General features: G+C 34.2%; 17 protein-coding genes. 16 read left to right on the forward strand and 1 reads right to left on the reverse strand.

The genetic code is table 11. The features are described 5' to 3' along the window. Position 1 precedes the first annotated feature (1 nt). The 7 genes from IEV50_RS06755 to IEV50_RS06785 are packed head-to-tail and all read left to right on the forward strand — an operon-like array spanning position 2 to position 8,077. Positions 2–292, forward strand: coding sequence for a hypothetical protein (locus IEV50_RS06755; RefSeq protein WP_188412481.1), 291 nt, complete (start codon positions 2–4; stop codon positions 290–292). Positions 293–301: 9 nt separating this feature from the next. After that, positions 302–1,453, forward strand: a complete 1,152-nt coding sequence (locus IEV50_RS06760; protein WP_188412482.1) for a hypothetical protein — start codon at positions 302–304, stop codon at positions 1,451–1,453. A 33-nt stretch (positions 1,454–1,486) separates the two neighbouring features. Continuing rightward, positions 1,487–2,794, forward strand: a complete 1,308-nt coding sequence (locus IEV50_RS06765; RefSeq protein ID WP_188412483.1) for a patatin-like phospholipase family protein — start codon at positions 1,487–1,489, stop codon at positions 2,792–2,794. Positions 2,795–2,812: 18 nt separating this feature from the next. Next, the gene (locus IEV50_RS06770) at positions 2,813–6,832 is read left to right on the forward strand and encodes a PDC sensor domain-containing protein (protein ID WP_188412484.1); all 4,020 of its coding nucleotides are present in this window, start codon (positions 2,813–2,815) and stop codon (positions 6,830–6,832) included. 30 nt (positions 6,833–6,862) lie between these two features. Further along, positions 6,863–7,063 (forward strand): hypothetical protein, encoded by a 201-nt coding sequence (locus IEV50_RS06775; protein ID WP_188412485.1) that lies wholly within the window; start codon positions 6,863–6,865, stop codon positions 7,061–7,063. Positions 7,064–7,111: 48 nt separating this feature from the next. Next, complete coding sequence (locus tag IEV50_RS06780) at positions 7,112–7,747, forward strand: HAD family hydrolase (protein WP_188412486.1); 636 nt, start codon at positions 7,112–7,114, stop codon at positions 7,745–7,747. A gap of 9 nt (positions 7,748–7,756) precedes the next feature. Beyond that, positions 7,757–8,077, forward strand: coding sequence for an Mpo1-like protein (locus IEV50_RS06785; RefSeq protein ID WP_188412487.1), 321 nt, complete (start codon positions 7,757–7,759; stop codon positions 8,075–8,077). Positions 8,078–8,467: 390 nt separating this feature from the next. On the opposite strand, the gene IEV50_RS06790 is transcribed toward IEV50_RS06785, so the two are convergent. Further along, a complete protein-coding gene (locus tag IEV50_RS06790; RefSeq protein ID WP_188412488.1) occupies positions 8,468–9,652 on the reverse strand; it encodes a proline dehydrogenase family protein in 1,185 nt (394 codons plus the stop codon). Between the two features lie 96 nt (positions 9,653–9,748). On the opposite strand from IEV50_RS06790, the gene IEV50_RS06795 reads away from it, so the two are divergent. The 9 genes from IEV50_RS06795 (at position 9,749) to IEV50_RS06835 (ending at position 18,871) form a co-directional block, all read left to right on the forward strand. Beyond that, positions 9,749–9,955 (forward strand): RNA-binding S4 domain-containing protein, encoded by a 207-nt coding sequence (locus IEV50_RS06795; protein ID WP_188412489.1) that lies wholly within the window; start codon positions 9,749–9,751, stop codon positions 9,953–9,955. Further along, a complete protein-coding gene (gene aroB, locus IEV50_RS06800) occupies positions 9,955–11,013 on the forward strand; it encodes a 3-dehydroquinate synthase (protein WP_188412490.1) in 1,059 nt (352 codons plus the stop codon). Before IEV50_RS06795 ends, aroB begins: the two co-directional genes overlap by 1 nt. Position 11,014: 1 nt before the next feature. Beyond that, on the forward strand, positions 11,015–11,980 hold the full coding sequence (locus IEV50_RS06805; protein WP_188412491.1) for a sterol desaturase family protein: 966 nt from the start codon (positions 11,015–11,017) through the stop codon (positions 11,978–11,980). Between the two features lie 594 nt (positions 11,981–12,574). After that, a complete protein-coding gene (locus IEV50_RS06810; protein WP_188412492.1) occupies positions 12,575–13,408 on the forward strand; it encodes a prephenate dehydratase in 834 nt (277 codons plus the stop codon). A 118-nt stretch (positions 13,409–13,526) separates the two neighbouring features. Beyond that, a complete protein-coding gene (locus IEV50_RS06815) occupies positions 13,527–14,666 on the forward strand; it encodes a chorismate mutase (protein WP_188412493.1) in 1,140 nt (379 codons plus the stop codon). Between the two features lie 127 nt (positions 14,667–14,793). After that, positions 14,794–16,062: a 3-phosphoshikimate 1-carboxyvinyltransferase gene (aroA, locus tag IEV50_RS06820; protein WP_188412494.1), complete on the forward strand. Its 1,269-nt coding sequence runs from the start codon at positions 14,794–14,796 to the stop codon at positions 16,060–16,062. Between the two features lie 143 nt (positions 16,063–16,205). Further along, positions 16,206–17,306, forward strand: coding sequence for a chorismate synthase (aroC, locus tag IEV50_RS06825; RefSeq protein WP_188412495.1), 1,101 nt, complete (start codon positions 16,206–16,208; stop codon positions 17,304–17,306). A 96-nt stretch (positions 17,307–17,402) separates the two neighbouring features. Further along, on the forward strand, positions 17,403–18,014 hold the full coding sequence (locus tag IEV50_RS06830) for a DUF1684 domain-containing protein (RefSeq protein ID WP_188412496.1): 612 nt from the start codon (positions 17,403–17,405) through the stop codon (positions 18,012–18,014). Positions 18,015–18,130: 116 nt separating this feature from the next. Beyond that, entirely contained in the window at positions 18,131–18,871 is a 741-nt protein-coding gene (locus IEV50_RS06835; RefSeq protein ID WP_188412497.1) for a LytR/AlgR family response regulator transcription factor, read from the forward strand. Positions 18,872–18,873 lie beyond the last annotated feature (2 nt).

An 18,873-nucleotide genomic window follows, 5' to 3' on the forward strand; every position in this document is an offset into this window, starting at 1 on the left:
TATGATTACATTAAAAGTTACAATAAACGGTGGCATTGCGCCATTACCTATTAAAGTTTATGTAGATAATCTGGCAACAACAAACGATTTACGCTTTACTAGAGATGAATCTTTCGAAGAAATATTAAACCTACAGCCCGGAAAATATTCGATTATGGTTGGAGGGAAAAATCCACAAAATGGAAATACTGATATTTCCTTAACTGGCGATTTTAAAGATGGGCCAGACCCCCAATCGAGCTTTAATAGATCTACGCCCGTATTCTCTGTTCTGTATTTCATCGAAATTTAAAGTTTAGTTATGAAAAAGACCTTGATTATTTGCGTTTTATTTTTCATTTTTATCAGTTTAACTTATGCCCAAACTAAAAAAGACAGTATTCAAAGTGCAATAACGAGCTTAAAAAAAGAAAAAATCTCTTCCCTAATCAAAAACGCCGAAAATCTTAAATCGGGTAATTATAAAGACGTTTTATATAGTTTTTTCCAGCTGGCTGCAAAAGATTTAACGGGTCAGAATAAATCCTTTGGTTTTAACAGCACTTTATTTGCAATAAAATTAAAGCTCGATTCTACTTTAAACCGAGATTACAATTTAAAGAATCAAAATTTTGCCCGTAATTTTCAGTTTAATTTTAAACTCAATTTAGATACTGCATTTAAATTTAAAGGTTTTACAAGTGGTTTTACCTTTGCAATTGTTAATCAGCGAGATCATCAATTAGCAGATTTTAGTGAAAGCTATCTTGGAAAGGTTTTGTATCCTTTATTGGATACAATTCAAAAACAATCATCAGCTTATACGGCTTTTATTGTCAATCAAAATTTATCTAGGGAGAAACGTGTTGCCTTACTTACAGAAATGCAAAGTGGTATTGATTCTTTGTTTACAAATTATACTTTAAGCTATCTTCCTGAAGCATTCTTTAATGGATTAAAATATCCTGCAGGCTTAATTTCATCGCTAAGAAAAATCGATGTAATATCAGATTCGCTTTATAAAGAATTGGATAAAAAATGGCTTTGGACGATTAAAGGCAATGCTTCATCTAACAAAACGGGCCGGTTTAATAGGGCAAATTTAGAAACTATAATCCTAAAAGGTAAAAAGCCTGAGCTCGATATTAGAGCTGGGGTTTACTATGCTGATACGCTTGTTAAAAGCAGGCTTTCAAGGTTTGTAGTTTATTCTTCAGCAGGATTTAACCTGCCCCTACTCATAACCAAAAGAACAAACATAATCGAATTTAAGCCTTACTTAGAATATACCCAAATTTTAAAAAACCTACTACCAAATGAAGAGAATTACAGGTTTTTGGCAAATGCTGACTTAAGGTTTAGAATAACAGAAGGCTTATGGCTGCCACTAACTTTAAAGTACGATTTAAAAAATGGTAATTTTTTAGGCTTTCTGAATGTTTCCATCAATTTGAACGGTATTAATAGCAATTAAAAATATTAAGCAGATAAAATCAAACCTCCAATTATGGCATATAAAATTCTTTCTTTAGATGGTGGCGGTTCCTGGGCAATGATTCAGGCACGTGTACTTATGGATATTTACGGCGACATAAATGGCCATGAACTCCTAAAAAAATTCGACCTGGTTATTGCAAATTCCGGAGGAAGTTTAGTACTGGCTACGCTTTGCAACGATATGAAGCTGAGCGAAATTATTTCTGTTTTCGAAGATGAAACGAAACGTAAACAAGTATTCTCAAAATTATCATTCTGGGAAAAACTACGTTGGCGAAATATTGCCAGTTTGACGAACGTGCTTGGCCCTAAATATAGTATGGAACGAAAAATATCGGGCTTACAAAATGTTTTAAAGCAATACAACAGTTTGGAAACTCAAGGTAAAACTAATCACCCAATTCTGGAGATTCAACTTAACGAATTACCTAAAATTATTGGTAAGCCCGAGCTTCAGATTATAATTGTTGGCTTTGATTATTTCAGACAGCGAGGTACATTTTTTCGTTCTAACCCAACCAGCAAAACCGATGTTTTCAGCGGTAAAAATTATTACCAGGTCAGTTTAGGTCATGCCATCCATGCATCAAGCAATGCCCCTGTTAATTATTTTGATGCACCAGCAGAAATAACAATTAACAGGCTAGATGGTAACGATACGCGTAAAACTAAATATTGGGATGGTGCAGTTTCGGGTTTTAACAACCCGGTTTTAGCAGGTTTAATTGAAGCCATTACCAACAATACAATTCCGATGAGTGATTATAAAATTCTTTCTCTTGGTACCGGTACAGGCGGGCAGGCAATGATTGCAGATTACCAAACCTCAACAAATGATGAAATAAAGACAATTTACAATAAGAATAAGGATAATAAACTGGCATTTACAGATTATGATTTAACTTTTGTATCAGATATTAAAAAAATGTCGACAAGTATTTTAGGCGATCCACCTGATGCTGCTACTTTTATTGCTTATTCCATAATCGACCCCACTTTAGCAAATACCGCTTGTTTGGTGCGGATTAATCCTTGCATTAAACCTGTTCTAAACGCTCAAACTTTAATTTTTGAAGCACCTGCTGTTTATAAAGGCGAGCCAAATGGCGCTGAACTGTTTATTAAATTAATGGATTTAGATATGGATGCTGTTGCAAATGAAGAAGTCTCTTTAATAACTCAGTTGTGTAATAAGTTTATCACTCAAAATAATCTCTGCCTACCAAATCAATTGATTAGAGGTGATGGAAATGGAATTCACCTGGGAGATGATACATACCAAAAAGCAAAAGCAAGATGGATGAGTTGCAACCCATAAAATTAGTCTGTTAGCAATATGTCAAAACTTTTCACATTTAGCAGAAACCAGGGCGTTGTTATGTTTACGCTGCTTTTCGTTCTTTTACTGGGAGGAATTTACTTTTTCATGTACATTCCAAATAATCAAAGGAATTTAGAAGAGCAGCGATTTAGGTGTTTGCAGAATATTGAAACCAACGTTCATGCTAAAATTGATAACTCCGTAGCACTTTTAAACAACCTTTTAATTACTTATGAAAGCAATAATCCACAGTATAACCGCAAAAGATTAAATACTTATATTAGAAATTATCCGCAGCAAAATTTTACGTTATTACCTATAAACGTTGTTAAAGATTCTTCAGATAATACCATAGATAGCATTTGTAGTATCGATTTTAATAAGCAAGAATTGATTATTTACCTCAAAAAAAAAGGTAATCAAATCGGACTAAAATACAGTATAAATCAATTTATCGATCCGCTTTTACCGCGTGATATTTACAGCGAATACATTCTCTTAAAATCGAATAAAATTGTTTATCAAACTTTCCCCAGCGGTATAACAAACATTACAACAGATTCATTAAAAACTGATAAAAGTGCTTTTGCTGGTGGCCAGGTAAAAAACATTGAACTCAGTGGAACACAATACAAATTATTCTCTCAACAGCTTAGCCTTAATGCCGATTCAGTTTTAACAATTGCTGGTTTGCTTAAAGATCAAAATTATCAGCATGAGAAAAACAAACTTCAAGAAAATGTAGTGCTCTTACTTTTGACATTAGCCATAGCCACTATTTTGGCTTTACCATGGATAAAATTATATCAAATGGGAAGTCAGGATAGGCTCACTGTTGCCGACGGATTATTTTCTTTCGCGGTTTCTATGTTACTAATGTCATTACTATTTTTTGCCTTTTTTAAATATAATGTTTTGCTAAGGCCAGGTGAAAATGGTTCTCAACTCATTGGTAAAAATTTAAGCAGCCAGTTAGAGAAATCATTCACTACAGAAGTAAATTCTGCTTATAAACTACTAACAAGACTTGATCAGGTAAGAAGCAATAATAAAGCAGCAGCAGCATTTATTAACTTCAGCGATAAAAATATAAACTATAAGACTAAAAATCCTGACACATTAAATTCGGTTGAAATTTTTGCCGATAAAATTGACTCAATTACAAGGGGAATAGATATTAATCAGGTTTTTTGGCTAAAGAAGAATGGTATCGAATCGAATAACTGGTCGGCAGCAGCAAACATTGCACCGCCCGGAAATTTTGAAAACCGAAGTTATTTTACAAATCTTCAAAATAAGAATTCATATTTTTTACCAAAGCCAAATAAACAGCCATACTATCTTGATCAGGTTATATCATGGACTACAGGATCATTTACCTCCGTAATTTCAAAACCATCTATAAATAAAGGTACACCTGTTACGGCAATGTCTTTCAATTTTAAATGCTTAAACAAGCCAATTTTACCTTCAGGATTTCTTTACTGCATAATTGATAGTAAGGGTAAAGTTTTATATCATTCAGATGCTTCGAAAAATTTAAATGAAAATTTATTAAATGAATTTTCTGAAAAAGATCAATTAAAAACCACGATATTAACACATGGTGATGCCTTTTTTTACACCCAATATTCGGGTAAAGAATATTATGCAACCGTTAAATCGATAAAAAACCTCCCATACCAAATTGTTATTTTTGAGGATAAGGATTACAAAAACATTCGCGATATAAATGTTTTCAGTTTTAGTTTCGTTATGCTTTTCGGTTTTTTCTTAATTCTTATAATTCAAATTCTTGCCGTTTTCAGTATCTCTCAAAAAACTTCATTTTTTAAAAAGCATTATTTCGATGTATCGTGGATTGGCCCAAACAAGAACTTTTCTCATCAATATAATCTTGCCATTGTTTATAATATCATAAACATTATCCTGCTTATAATTTTCTATAATTTCACCTCTTTTCTCCAATTTCTATTTATACTTTTTATTTCTTCTACTTCGGTTACTTTATTTTTAAATTACAACTATTCAAAAAGTTATTTACGAAAGATTACAGAAAAATTTAAGCTTAAAAGAGATGCAAATGTTGCACTTATCATATTTATCATTGTTATAAATATTTTTGCAAAAATCGTAATTAACCCTTATAAATTCTTTGTTTTCGAAATCATTTTAATGGTTATAGTATTTATATTTTTAAATGTTTCTGAAAATGCTTTTAATCATATAAAAGAATGGAAAATTGCATCAAACATTCGCTGGAACTTCAGTAGCAGCTATTCATTTATGATTTTTACCCGGTTAATCATAACCAGTGGATTGCCTGTAATGTTATTTTTTACTGCTTCCTATAATTACGAACTTAAAATGACTAGCCGCTACAGGCATTTGCAATTCGTAAAAGAGCTTTTAGCAAAATATCCATCAACAAATAAAAAACTAAAATTCAATGATATTTATGTTGATAGTGTTTGGGTTAAAAACATTCAAATTTCAAAAGAAATCCCGAACCTTATAGTAACTAATGAGGATAGAAATACTGCTATCTTGTTTAAATATTTAACAAATTATACAACCAAACAACTGCCTGATGTTGATGAGTATAATCCAAATTCTACAGAGAATTTTATGCTCTTTTCAGGTCTTTTTGAATCAGGGATGACTAAAAGCTTTCATCAATTACCAAACGGCAATTTTTTAGAACTTAATTCTGCAAAACTGCAATATGTTACTCCAACAACTCAAAATAACAATAAGTGGTATTTAGGTGCTATTTACTGGATTCTTTTTGTTTCAGCATTATCTGTTTTTGGCATTGTATTACATAACATATTTAGAAAGCTATTCGCACTTAACCTTCCATTAACACAAGGTTGGAAAGAAATCGATAATCTTTTGCTAACAAACAGCAAACTAAATGGGTTGCTATTCATCATTGGCTCTCCCGGCTCAGGAAAGCTAAGCAAGTTTAAAAGACTTATTCTGGAGAAAAAAATTACAGGTAAAAATGATGCCGTTTTGGTCTTAGATGAGGTTAATCCGCAAAATAATAACGTGTTTATAGCTGATATGATTTTGATACCTGAAAGTGCTGAAGAAGCTAAAACAGATAAGGATTGGCTTAATATGCAAGATTTTGCGCTCAACAAAAACTATGAGCTTGTAATCGTAAATCACTTTGAATATGATATAAAAAATTCGGCTACTAATGCGGCGAAACTTAACTTTATGGAAGCGCTGTTGCAAAGAAACAAAAGCAAGATTGTTATAATATCAACTGTACATCCTGTTAACTTTTTAGATTCCCTTAATCAACAAGAAATGTATAAGGAGGAAGATAAAAGGCTGCCTGAACATGATTTGGAAAGATGGCATGTTTTGCTAGGTCACTTTAAAATTGTAATAGAAAAGTTGGAAACCGAAAAGTTTGAAATAGATACTAAAATGCCTTTGTGGGAAAGAATTATTAAAATGGAAACGCAAAGCGGTCATTTTTTAAAGAAAATGCAGCAACCTGTTATTGATAAAATAAAAACGATTTCTAAAGAAGAATTGCCTGTTCTTGATGGCGATTCTTTTGCTTTTAAAATGCAAATTACCTCCCATTACTTTTATATGTACGTTTGGCAGTCATTAACTAAAGAAGAAAAATTTCTACTTTACGACCTTGCAGAAGACGGGCTTGTAAACCCTTATGATGATTATAATTTAACATTGTTAATTAGTAAAGGTATAATTACCAAAGATGATGGTGTTATGAGATTGTTTAATAAAGGATTTAGAAATTTTATACTTACGGCTATCGGCAATTCAGAAGCAATTAAAATCAGGAAACAAATAAAAGATAATGGAAACTGGAATAACTTAAAAACGCCATTAATTATCTTAATTGTGGCGGTACTTGCGTTTCTGTTCGCATCTCAACAGGAAGCATATTCAACAGTAATTAAATATTTAACAATTCTTTCGGTTGGTGTACCGGCAATTCTTAAATTCTTTACTTTATTCAGCAGTGAAAAAGCAGATAAGGGATAACATTTTTTATCTAATGTTTATCTTTACCTCATGTTAACAATTCTTGATAAGAATACACCTACATCTAATTTATTGGAAATTAATGTTAATGACCATATTTCTGATGGTAAAGGCATTGATGGAACTGTAAATAAAATTGTAATAACCGATAATGATGAGTTTTGGTTATTTATTTTTATGCTGAATAACAATAAGCAAATTGAAATCAGAAAAATTAAAAATATCTGCTAAAGCTTTTAGTAACCATTTTATTAAAGATATTTGCAAAAAAATAGACTGATGCAAAACATTAAAAATATAATTTTTGATTACGGCAACGTAATTTTCGATATAGATTTCAGAATAGCGCAAGCTTCATTTCAAAAACTAGGTGTAACTGATGTAGAAAATTTCTTCGCACATAAAGCACATAATCAATTATTTGACGATTTAGAAACTGGAGCAATTTCTCCAGCAGAATTTAGAGAAGGAATAAGAACTGCTGCGAACAAACCAGAACTTACAGATAAACAAATTGATGATGCTTGGAATAGTTTATTGATTGGAACCATCCAGGAAAATCACGATTTACTTTTAAAAGTAAAAGAAAAATACCGCACATTTTTACTAAGTAATAATAACGAAATCCACTACGATTGGATTATTAATTACTTAAAAACAACTTTTCAGATTAATAATTACGACAATTATTTTGAGAAAGCATACTTTTCGCAACATATGAAATTGCGTAAACCTAATATTAATATTTTCGAACAGGTTTTAAAGGATAATAAGCTAAATCCTGCCGAAACTTTGTTTATTGATGATAGTTTACAGCACATTGAAGGTGCAAAAAAAGTTGGGTTAAATACGTTATTAATGACAGAAAAACCAGCTCAACTGGAAGCCTTTTTAAAAACAAACGGAATTCTGTAAATTTAAATTATGCCAGATAAAGAATTTAAATCGCTTAAGGAATTTTATCCTTACTATTTAACAGAACATACCAATACTACTTCCCGAATTCTTCATTTTATAGGCACCGGCTTAGTTACACTGGCATTTTTTACAGGATTTTTATTTCACGAATGGCGGTTTTTCATTGCCATGCCCATATTAGGTTATGGTTTTGCCTGGTTTGGTCATTTCTTTTTTGAGAAGAACAAACCCGCAACTTTTAAATATCCAGGTTATAGCTTTGCCAGTGATTTTATTCTTTTCTATGATTTACTAACAGGTAAGCAGGGATTTGTGGCAAAGAAGTAATGTATGATTCATCATTGTATTTTGTACATATTTATTAGCGGTCATCACCCTGAATTTTTCATAAATATTTTATCTTTATTTGTATTCAATAGGACTAAGCCGTTCATTTATGGTTTTAATACTATGGTTTGTTGAGGTCTGCCTTCTTAACTGCTATGAAGAGAATTTGTAATACTCTATAAAAATTTTTGACATGGAAAAAAGAATGAAGTTTTATAGTTTTTGCAGACTACGTTTATCATACTGAATTGAGTTTTTTAAACGCGATTGCAATGAAAAGCCCCAATATTTTATTGGGCTTGTAATGTAAAGCGGGACTACAGCATCAGAAGAACTACAGAATGATCATTTTCAAAAACAGTGACAATTCCAAAGAAAGTCTTTTAACAACTATACTTTCCTTCTCTTCAACTCCCTTTCAATCAAACCCAACTCCCTGCCTGTTTGCCCAGCTACCGAAGTATTCTCTTGAGCCCGCCTAAACAAATATGGCATTACCGCTTTAATTGGCCCATAAGGAACATATTTTGCAACATTGTAGTTAGCATCTGCAAGGTTGAAACTTAGGTTATCGCTCATACCTAAAAGCTGTGCGAAGTAAACATGAGGATGATTATGAGCCACTTTTTTCTCATCTAATAGATAAGTTAACAATCGACTGCTTTCTTCATTGTGCGTTCCGCAAACAATTGCAATCTCTTCAATATGATCTACACAATAGCGTAAAGATTCGTTGTAATCCTTGTCTGATGATTCTTTATCTTTCTGAATAGGCGATGGATAACCCATTTCAGCGGCACGTTTACGTTCCTTTTCCATATAAGCACCGCGAACCATTTTCACCCCTAAAATAAATCCAGCTGCTTTGGCAATTAAGTGGTCGGCTTTCATGTCGGCCAGTTTATCATGGCGATACATTTGATAAGTATTGTAAACGATGATTCGCTCTTTATTAAATTTACTCATCATATCTAAAGCCAAGTCATCAATCGTATTCTGTATCCAGGTTTCTTCGGCATCAATCATAATTGGCACAGCTTTTTCGAAAGCCGTTCTGCAAATCATTTCGCAACGCAGTTTTACTTTATCAAATTCGGCTTGCTCATTGGCAGTTAAAGTTTGTTTAGCATCTAATTTTTCTAAAAGCGCAAAACGGCCAATCCCGGTAATTTTAAAAACCGTAATCGGAATGTTAATGTCGCCATCAGCACGAAGAATGGTACGAATAATTTCTTGGCAGGTTTCATCAAAAACGATTTCTTCTTCTTCACCTTCTACAGAATAATCTAAAATAGTACCAACATTGCCTTTAGCCAATTGGACAATCGCTTTGTCGCACTCTAAAATGGTTTCGCCACCACAAAATTGCTGGAAAATTGTTGCTTTTATTGCACCCTGAATCGGCAAGCCAACATTTAAAAAAAAATTAGTTATTGCTGGCCCAACTTTAGTTAAAAAATTACTACCAATCATCTTAAAAAGCCAAAAAGTCTTTTTTAATTCGCCATTTGTTTTTTGACGGAAAGCTATTTCTGTATTATCGAAATTGGGTTGTTTATTGGGGGATAAATCCATTGTATGATATAAAATAAGTCAGATAGATGCAAAATTATAAAAAGCATTGGTTGTTGAAATTAAAAACGGTTAAAATAATCGTATTTTTGCACCAAAATGATACAATTTAAATTAGAAGGAGAATTTATTCCATTAATCCAGCTGCTCAAAGCAACGGGGCTGGTTGGTACCGGTGGCGACGCTCAAGCCGCCGTAATGGATGGGCTGGTAAAATGCAATGGCGAAATAGAGTTTCGTAAACGATATAAAGTAAGGGTTGGCGACATTATCACTTTTGGACAAGATAAAATAGAAGTAATTTAATGGAAACTTTAACCAGCGCTGGGCATTCTCTCTATTTCGAAAGTGGATTAGCAGAACTCAAAACTCTTTTAAAAAGCAACAAATACAGCAAAGTATTTATCCTTGCTGATGAACATACAAGTGAAATATGTTTACCTGTTTTTCAATCCTTATTGGATGATTTTGCTGATTTCGATTTGATTGAAACCTCAGCAGGCGAAGAAAATAAAAATATCGATTTTTGTATTGGCATCTGGAAAACCCTTTTGGATTTTGAGGCCGACCGTAAAAGCTTAATGATAAATTTAGGTGGTGGCGTAATTACCGACATGGGTGGTTTTATTGCCTCTACATACAAACGCGGCATCGATTTCATTAATATCCCCACTACCCTACTTTCGCAGGTTGATGCTTCGGTTGGTGGCAAAACAGGTATCGATATCGATAACGTTAAAAATATGGTCGGTACTTTTACCATGCCTCAAATGGTTTTTATTGAGACAGAATTCTTAAAAACTTTGCCACAGCGTGAACTTTTATCAGGCTTTGCCGAAATGATTAAGCATGGTTTAATTTACGACAAGGCTTACTACGAGAAATTAAAAACGACGGATTATTTAACGCCATCGGCTAATGATATTTACCGTTCAGTTGAAATTAAGAATGAAGTGGTAACCATAGACCTGCATGAAAAAAATCTGAGAAAGATTTTAAATTTCGGTCATACAATTGGTCATGCAGTAGAAAGTTACTCTTTAGCTAATGATGAAAATCCATTAACTCATGGTGAAGCAATTGCTATTGGTTTTATTTGCGAGGCCGCTTTATCCATCAAAAACAGCGGATTAACAAAAGAAGAATTGAAAGATATCAGCGATTATATTTTATCATTATACCCTAAATACCATATTAATAAAGATAGTTTCGAGACGCTTTTGGAGTTAATGAAAAGCGACAAAAAGAACGAAGATGGCAACATTTTATTCTCTTTACTAGAAACCACGGGCAAATGCACGTTTAACTGCCGTGTAAGCACAGCTGATATTTTAAGCAGTTTGGATTATTATAACAGTTTATAAAATGAAGTACACCGGAAGTGATATTTCTGTTGGTGCATTATTTGGCTTTGTAATCGTTTTAACTTTGGTTGAAATGTATTTCAGCTACGCCCACGACAGGAAATTATATACAAAACGCGACACCTGGACCAATATTTACTTAATGGTTTCGGCGATTGTAATTAACCTTGGCATGAAAACGGCGACATTCTTTTTATTAGAATATTGCTACCAGTTCCGTTTGTTCCAGATCTCAAACATTTGGATTTACTGGACGGTTTTAATTTTGGCGCAAGATTTCTTATATTGGTTTCTGCATACAGTTGGTCATTATGTACGCTTTTTCTGGGCAATGCATGTTACACACCACTCATCAGAGCATTTTAATTTAACCACGGGTTTCCGTTCAACCGTTTTTGAGCCTTTGTACCGCGTATTCTTCTATTTACCATTGGCATTTATGGGTTTTACCGCAATGGATATCCTTTTTGCATACCTGGTAACACAGATATACGGTAACCTGGTTCATACGCAATACCAAATCAATTTCCCGAAATGGTACGAATATGTTTTCGTAACACCATCACACCACCGCGTTCATCACGCCAGCAATGTGCGCTATTTAGATAAAAATATGGGCATGGTTTTAATCCTTTGGGATAGATGGTTTGGCACTTTCCAGGCTGAATTACCTGAGGATGTAATTAAATATGGCTTAACCACCCAACCGAAAGACACTGGCCCCGTAAATATTATTTTTCACGAATTTATATCCTTAACTGCCGATGTTAAAAAAGCACCGACATTTATGGATAAGGTGAAATACATCCTTAATCCTCCTGGTTGGAGCCATGATGGCAGCACAAAAATTGCTAAAATTATGCAACAAGAATTGCATGATGCCGAAGAACTGGAAAAGCAAACCAAGGATAGCAAAAAAGTTAAAGACATTAACGAGCCACAAAGAGATTTAAGCTCAACAGGATAAAAGGGATGGTCTGTATTTTACAGGCCGTTTTTTGTTTAATTGTTTTTTTTTGAAAACGAATGGTTCTGTTCCTTTGGCTAAACCTACCCTGCAGTACACTTCAATCTTTTTGGCAATGTCAGTAAGAACCTTTAAATACCTGCAACAAAAAGTATTTCCGTTGCTATCAGGTTTACAAATTTAAAAACTGTGCTACGAAAACCCAGATGAAAATTTAATTCTCATTTTTGATCTAGACCAATGTTGCTTGCGCTCGTTTCTAACGAGTGCACAACAGAAAAGCGATTTAATCGCACATTTCAACACCTACTGTTAACCCCCATTCAAACCTTTTATACTCATCATCAAAACAGCCTAAATCAAAGAAAATTAAATTTTATTAAAAATAATTTCATTTTCCTATTGACAAATTAAATTTTGTTATTACATTTGGCTCATTCAAAAAGAAAAATGAAATTATTCAATACATATTACTTTGGTTACTTTTACTATTTTAGTAAGAGCAGGGACTAATATGCAAAAAGATAGATAACAATATTAAAATGTATAAAAAAGTCCCGGCAAACAGCCGGGACTTTTTTGTTTTAAGCAAAAATGGAAACGACAAAACGAGTAGCAATTCAAGGTATTAAAGCATCTTTTCATGAGGAAGCAGCCTACAAATTCTTTGGTAAAAACATCGAAACTATAGAGTGCAACTCATTTAAAGAAACCTGCGATAAGCTAGAAAAAAACGAGGCCGACTTCGTCATAATGGCCATCGAAAATTCCATCGCAGGCAGCTTACTACCGAATTATACATTGATTCGCGATTATGGCTTTTCGGTTGTTGGAGAAGTTTATTTAGCAATTCAATTGCACCTCATGGCATTGCCAGGTGTAAAGTTTGAAGAGATTAAAACGGTAACCTCCCACCCTATTGCTATCCGCCAATGCATCGATTTCTTTTACGATTATCCGCACATTAAAATTGTAGAGAGTAACGATACTGCAGCTTGTGCAAAGCGTATCCAGGATGAAAAACTGACAGACACCATGGCCATCGCAAATACTTTAGCCGCAGAACTTTATGGCTTGAATATTTTAGAGCGCAGAGTGGAGTCCAATAAAAAAAATTACACTCGCTTCCTTATCCTGAAAAAAGATAAAACAGATGAGGGAAAAAAAATAAATAAAGCATCAATTTGTTTTCAGGTGGGCCATAAAGCAGGTTCTTTGGCAACCGTGTTAAACATCTTTGCCGAACAAGAAGTAAGCTTAACAAAAATACAATCTATGCCGGTGTTAGGCAAAAGAAACGAATATTACTTTTATGTCGATTTAGAATGGCCAAGCACAGAAAAGTATGATAAGGCAATCAGAAAGGCATTAAAGTATACTTCAAACTTTAATATCCTTGGAGAATACCAGAAGAACGATAAAGTATAAAGAAATTGGAAGTCCTCAGTCAGGAGTCCGAAGACAAATACAAAAAAGTAAATAATTTAAAATCAAAATATAACTTCGGAATCCGACATCGGAATTCGGACTAAAATAACCCAATATCATGAAACTTAATTTAAACATCCAACCTTTAAACACTTGGTTAAACGTTAATAACGAACCATTAATTATCTCTGGACCATGCAGTGCAGAAACTGAAGAGCAATTATTAACTACAGCACATTTATTGGCTGCAACTGGTAAAGTATCAGTTTTAAGAGCTGGTATCTGGAAACCACGTACTCGTCCGGGAGAATTCGAAGGTATCGGAAGTATTGGTTTAGAGTGGTTAAAACGTGCTAAGGCAGAAACTGGTTTACCAACGGCAGTTGAAGTTGCAAACGCAAAACACGTTGAAGAGGCTTTAGCTGCAGGTGTAGATATCCTTTGGATTGGTGCACGTTCTACCGTAAACCCATTCACAGTTCAGGAAATTGCTGATGCTTTAAAAGGTCATGATGTTCCGGTATTAATTAAAAACCCGGTAAACCCTGATTTACAATTATGGATTGGTGCTATCGAACGCATCAACGGTGCTGGTATTACTAAAATTGGTGCAATTCACCGTGGTTTCTCATCATTCGAGAAAAGTTCTTTCCGTAACGAACCAATGTGGGAATTGGCCATTCAATTGAAAACTTTATGTCCTGAATTGCCAATCATCAACGACCCAAGTCATATTTGTGGTAACCGTGAATTAATCCCTTACATCTCTCAAAAAGCATTGGATTTAGATATGCAAGGCTTAATGATTGAATCTCACGTTGACCCATCAGTGGCATGGACAGATGCGAAACAACAAGTTACACCAGCTGCTTTGGCAGAATTGGTTGACCGTTTAACGGTTCGCGAACCGGAATCTACTAACGAAGCTTTTGTTGATAAATTGGCTGATTTACGTTCTTCTATTGATAAGATTGATGATATTTTATTACAGAAATTAGCGGAACGTATGGCTATTGTTGAAAAAATCGGCGAATTTAAACGCGATAATCAGGTCACGATTTTGCAGGTTAACCGTTGGGATGCCATCATCAAAAAAGGTCATGCTTTTGCAAAGGCTTTAAAACTGGATTTAAACTTCACGGAGAAATTCTTAGAATTAATGCACGGCGAATCTATACGTAAACAAACTGAAATCATGAATGCTGGCAAAGCTGAAAAAGGAATTGCTGCAGAGCAACATACTGAAGTTGCAAAATAAGGCAGAAGGTTTAAAGGTTTAAGGCTGGGGGGGTAAAACCATTTGCTTTAAACCTTTAATTTATAATAAATTTTCACAAACTATTTAAGTTCCCTCTCCTCAGGAGAGGGTTAGGGAGAGGCTATAAATGTCAAAAAATGCCTTAGTTTCTTTTAAAGGAACCAAGAATATTAATACGGAAATCCAATTAACCGGCTCTAAAAGTGAATGCAACAGAGCTTTGATTATTAGCGCTTTAAGTAATAAATTAGTTAAGGTAGAAAACTTATCCAATGCTGCAGATACGGTAACACTTAACGGTATCCTTAATAATTTGGAAGAAGAATTGGAAGTAGAAATACAAGAGTCGAAAACTGTAGATGTTGGCCCAGCAGGAACAGCTATGCGTTTCCTTTCTGCATATCTTTCTGCCAAAAACGGAAACTTCTTATTAACCGGTACCGAACGGATGAAACAACGCCCGATTGGAATTTTGGCCGAGGCTTTGAAAACTATTGGTGCAGATATTTCTTATACAGAAAATGAGGGTTTCCCCCCACTTACCATTAATGGCCCGTTAAATCAAAAAACATCGCGTATCAAAATAAAAGGTGATGTCAGTAGTCAATATATTTCAGCTTTGTTGATGATTGCACCAACGCTTCCAAAAGGTTTAACTTTGGAAATTGAGGGCGAATTAACGTCTAAGCCATATGTAAATATGACTTTAGATATGCTTGCTGAAGTTGGCATTGAACATTCGTGGAATGAAAATTCGATTTCGATTAAACCGCAAACTTTTAAACCCGGAACGCTTGTTGTAGAGCCTGATTGGAGTGCAGCATCTTATTGGTATAGCATTGCAGCTTTGGCTGATGAGGCTGAGATCAGTCTTCCTGCTTTAAAAGAAAAAAGCTTACAAGGTGATAGTCAAATCCAGAAAATAATGAAGATTTTTGGCATCGCAACAAGTAAAACAGAAACCGGAATTTCAATCAGTAACTTAGGTTTATCATTAGAAACTGACCAGGTTTTAGATTTAAAAACATGTCCTGATTTGGCGCAAACCATTGTTGTTGTTGCAGCTGCATTAGGTAAAAACATGTCTTTCACTGGCCTTGAAACCCTGAAAATAAAAGAGACTAACCGCATTGCGGCATTACAAAACGAATTGGCTAAAATTGGTGTTACTTTAACTGAAAATAATTTAGTTTACACGCTGAATACCAACGAACTTCATTTCCCTGAAAAAATTACCATCGCCACTTACGAGGATCATCGCATGGCTATGGCTTTTGCTCCGCTTGCATTATTAATCAATGAAGTGGAAATCGAAGAAATGCAGGTCGTAGAGAAATCTTATCCTTATTTTTGGGAGGATTTGAAGAAGGCAGGATTTGATGTTAGTATCAAGTAGCGAGTATCGAGTAGCAAGTATCAAGAATCGAGTAGCAAGTAGCAAGTAGTGAGTATCGAGTAGCAAGTATCAAGAAGCGAGTATCAAGTATCAAAAATGGGCATTAAAATCCATTCAAAATTCAATCATTCAATAATTAAAAAATGGCAGGCAACTCATTCGGACAACTATTTCGCATAACCACCTTTGGCGAATCTCATGGTGTAGCCATTGGGGTAATTATTGATGGCTGTCCGGCGCAATTGGATATCGACATGGATTTTATTCAATCCGAATTGGATAAACGTAAACCGGGTCAATCGAAAATTACTACACAAAGAAAAGAGAGTGATACCGTTCAAATTCTGTCTGGCATCTTTGAGGGAAAAAGTACAGGAACGCCCATTGCGTTATTGATTCCAAATGAAGACCAACGTTCTAAAGATTACGGTCATAATGTTGATGTGTACCGCCCAAGCCATGCCGATTATGTTTACGATGCAAAATATGGCATTCGCGATCATCGTGGTGGCGGACGTTCATCTGCCCGTGAAACAGCTGCTCGTGTAGCTGCAGGCGCAATTGCCAAATTATTTTTAAAACAACAAGGCATCGAAATTTTTGCTCATGTAACTTCAGTTGGAACTATTGAAGCACCAAATTTAGAAAGTAATAACTTGTCAGCTTTGCTTAATATAAGAGAAGAAAATATTGTTCGCTGTGCCGACCCGGCAACTGCGCAGGAAATGATTGAATTTATCGACTCTATTAGAAAAGATGGTGATACCGTTGGCGGCAAAATTGGGTGTGTAATTAAAGGTTGTCCGGCTGGTTTAGGCGAACCTGTTTTTGATAAATTACATGCTGATTTAGGTAAAGCAATGTTAAGCATCAATGCAGTTCATGGTTTTGAATATGGCTCTGGTTTTGCAGGTAGTGAATTAAGGGGGTCTCAACACAATGATCGCCCCATCCCAAACCCTTCCCCAGATGGAAAGGGCTTTATAACGGTTACAAATCACGCCGGTGGTATTTTAGGCGGTATTTCAAACGGTATGGATATTACTTTCAAAGTAGCCTTCAAACCAGTGGCTACGATTATGCATAATCAACAAACGATAAATGCTGCTGGTGAGGCTTCAGAAATTAAAGGCAAAGGTCGCCACGACCCATGTGTAGTTCCTAGAGCAGTTGTTATTGTTGAGGCAATGGCCGCTTTGGTTTTAGCCGACCAATTTTTGAGAAATAAAGTTACTGTGGTTTAAAAATCGTAATTGCGAGGAATGAAACAATCTATTTTGTAAGAAAGATTGCTTCGTGCCTCAGAATTAAAGCCATTTTAATTTGTAATGAAACAAAATATGAAAATCATAACTATCCTATTCCTTTTCATCCGCTTTAATTCTTTTGCTCAATCTTATTCAGAGCAAATTACCAAACATCGCGAAAACTATAAAAACGATTTTTTAAAGGAATCGAATTCACCTCTGAAGGAAGATGACTTGAAAAATCTTCATTTCTTTGATGCAGATAGCACTTATAATATTTTAGCCGATATTGAAGTTTTAAAAAACGAAAAGGTTTTCAAAATGCCAACTTACGATGGGACCAGCAAAGAATTCACACGCTATGCGAAAATCAATTTCATTTTAAATGGAAAAAATGCACAAATGACTTTGTACAAAAGTATAGCATTAGCCCATAATCCTAAATACAAAGATTTACTTTTCCTCCCTTTTACCGATGAAACCAACAACAAAGAAACTTACGGAGGCGGCAGATATATAGATTTAAGTTCGAAAGCTATTACAGATAATAAAATTGAAGTCGATTTTAATAAAGCTTACAATCCATACTGTGCTTACAGCGATGGCTATCGTTACCCTGTTCCGCCAGAAGAAAATGACCTTCAAATAGGAATTAAGGCTGGTGAAAAACTGTTTACAGTTAAAAAAAAGCACAAAAAACAGTAATCTTGAATGCTAAAAATTTTAAATTTAGCATACTAAATGATTAAAAATAACTTTTTAGCTACCTAAACCATTACCTTTATTTCCTGTATTATTTTATTTTAAAAATCAATTCCTAAATGATATATAGCTGTTTAATTGTAGATGATAACGAAATAGATCGTGATGCAATTGAAATGCATATTAAAAAAATATCCTCACTTAAAATTGTTGCCATTTGTTCGGATGGTGTTGAAGCAGCAAATTTTTTGGCAAACAATGCTGTAGATATAGTTTTTTCTGATATAGACATGCCGGAATTATCAGGAATGGCACTTCTTAAAACTTTAAAAAACAAACCTATCTTTATTTTTATTACTTCTTACAGCCAGTATGCCGCAGAAAGTTTTGATTTAGATGCTTTAGATTTTGTTGTTAAACCTGCAACATTTGAGCGTTTGTTAAAGGGCACAAATAAGGCGATAGAATACCTTGAACTAAAAAAATTAATGTATAATTCTGCGGAGAATATTCCAAAATTATCAGATGATTATTTCTTTTTCAGGGAAACGAAAGGCATAACGAAACTCAACTATAGTGATGTAATTTATATAGAAAGCATGGGAGATTTTTCTAAAATTTACACCAAAGATGATAAGCACATTATTTTAGTTGGATTAAAAAATTTAGAAAAACAACTTCCAAATTCTTTCTCAAGAGTTCACAAGCAATATATCATCAATGTAGATCATATATCTACGGTAACCGCTCATGAAGTTCACCTAACAAATAATTTTATGGTACCTATAAGCTCTACAAACAGACAAGAACTTTTAGATACTATTATTGATAAGAAAACATTATCGAGATTTAAAAAGTAAAA

Source organism: Pedobacter mendelii (genome assembly GCF_014635725.1).
GTDB lineage: Bacteria > Bacteroidota > Bacteroidia > Sphingobacteriales > Sphingobacteriaceae > Pedobacter > Pedobacter mendelii.

Coding starts and splice junctions, on each gene's coding strand:
- IEV50_RS06805 (WP_188412491.1), top strand. CDS start 11,015: ATGAAGTACACCGGAAGTGATATTTCTGTTGGTGCATTATTTGGCTTT.
- IEV50_RS06790 (WP_188412488.1), bottom strand. CDS start 9,652: ATGGATTTATCCCCCAATAAACAACCCAATTTCGATAATACAGAAATA.
- IEV50_RS06775 (WP_188412485.1), top strand. CDS start 6,863: ATGTTAACAATTCTTGATAAGAATACACCTACATCTAATTTATTGGAA.
- IEV50_RS06765 (WP_188412483.1), top strand. CDS start 1,487: ATGGCATATAAAATTCTTTCTTTAGATGGTGGCGGTTCCTGGGCAATG.
- IEV50_RS06815 (WP_188412493.1), top strand. CDS start 13,527: ATGAAACTTAATTTAAACATCCAACCTTTAAACACTTGGTTAAACGTT.
- IEV50_RS06770 (WP_188412484.1), top strand. CDS start 2,813: ATGTCAAAACTTTTCACATTTAGCAGAAACCAGGGCGTTGTTATGTTT.
- IEV50_RS06810 (WP_188412492.1), top strand. CDS start 12,575: ATGGAAACGACAAAACGAGTAGCAATTCAAGGTATTAAAGCATCTTTT.
- aroB (WP_188412490.1), top strand. CDS start 9,955: ATGGAAACTTTAACCAGCGCTGGGCATTCTCTCTATTTCGAAAGTGGA.
- IEV50_RS06830 (WP_188412496.1), top strand. CDS start 17,403: ATGAAAATCATAACTATCCTATTCCTTTTCATCCGCTTTAATTCTTTT.
- IEV50_RS06835 (WP_188412497.1), top strand. CDS start 18,131: ATGATATATAGCTGTTTAATTGTAGATGATAACGAAATAGATCGTGAT.
- IEV50_RS06795 (WP_188412489.1), top strand. CDS start 9,749: ATGATACAATTTAAATTAGAAGGAGAATTTATTCCATTAATCCAGCTG.
- IEV50_RS06785 (WP_188412487.1), top strand. CDS start 7,757: ATGCCAGATAAAGAATTTAAATCGCTTAAGGAATTTTATCCTTACTAT.
- IEV50_RS06780 (WP_188412486.1), top strand. CDS start 7,112: ATGCAAAACATTAAAAATATAATTTTTGATTACGGCAACGTAATTTTC.
- aroC (WP_188412495.1), top strand. CDS start 16,206: ATGGCAGGCAACTCATTCGGACAACTATTTCGCATAACCACCTTTGGC.
- IEV50_RS06760 (WP_188412482.1), top strand. CDS start 302: ATGAAAAAGACCTTGATTATTTGCGTTTTATTTTTCATTTTTATCAGT.
- IEV50_RS06755 (WP_188412481.1), top strand. CDS start 2: ATGATTACATTAAAAGTTACAATAAACGGTGGCATTGCGCCATTACCT.
- aroA (WP_188412494.1), top strand. CDS start 14,794: ATGTCAAAAAATGCCTTAGTTTCTTTTAAAGGAACCAAGAATATTAAT.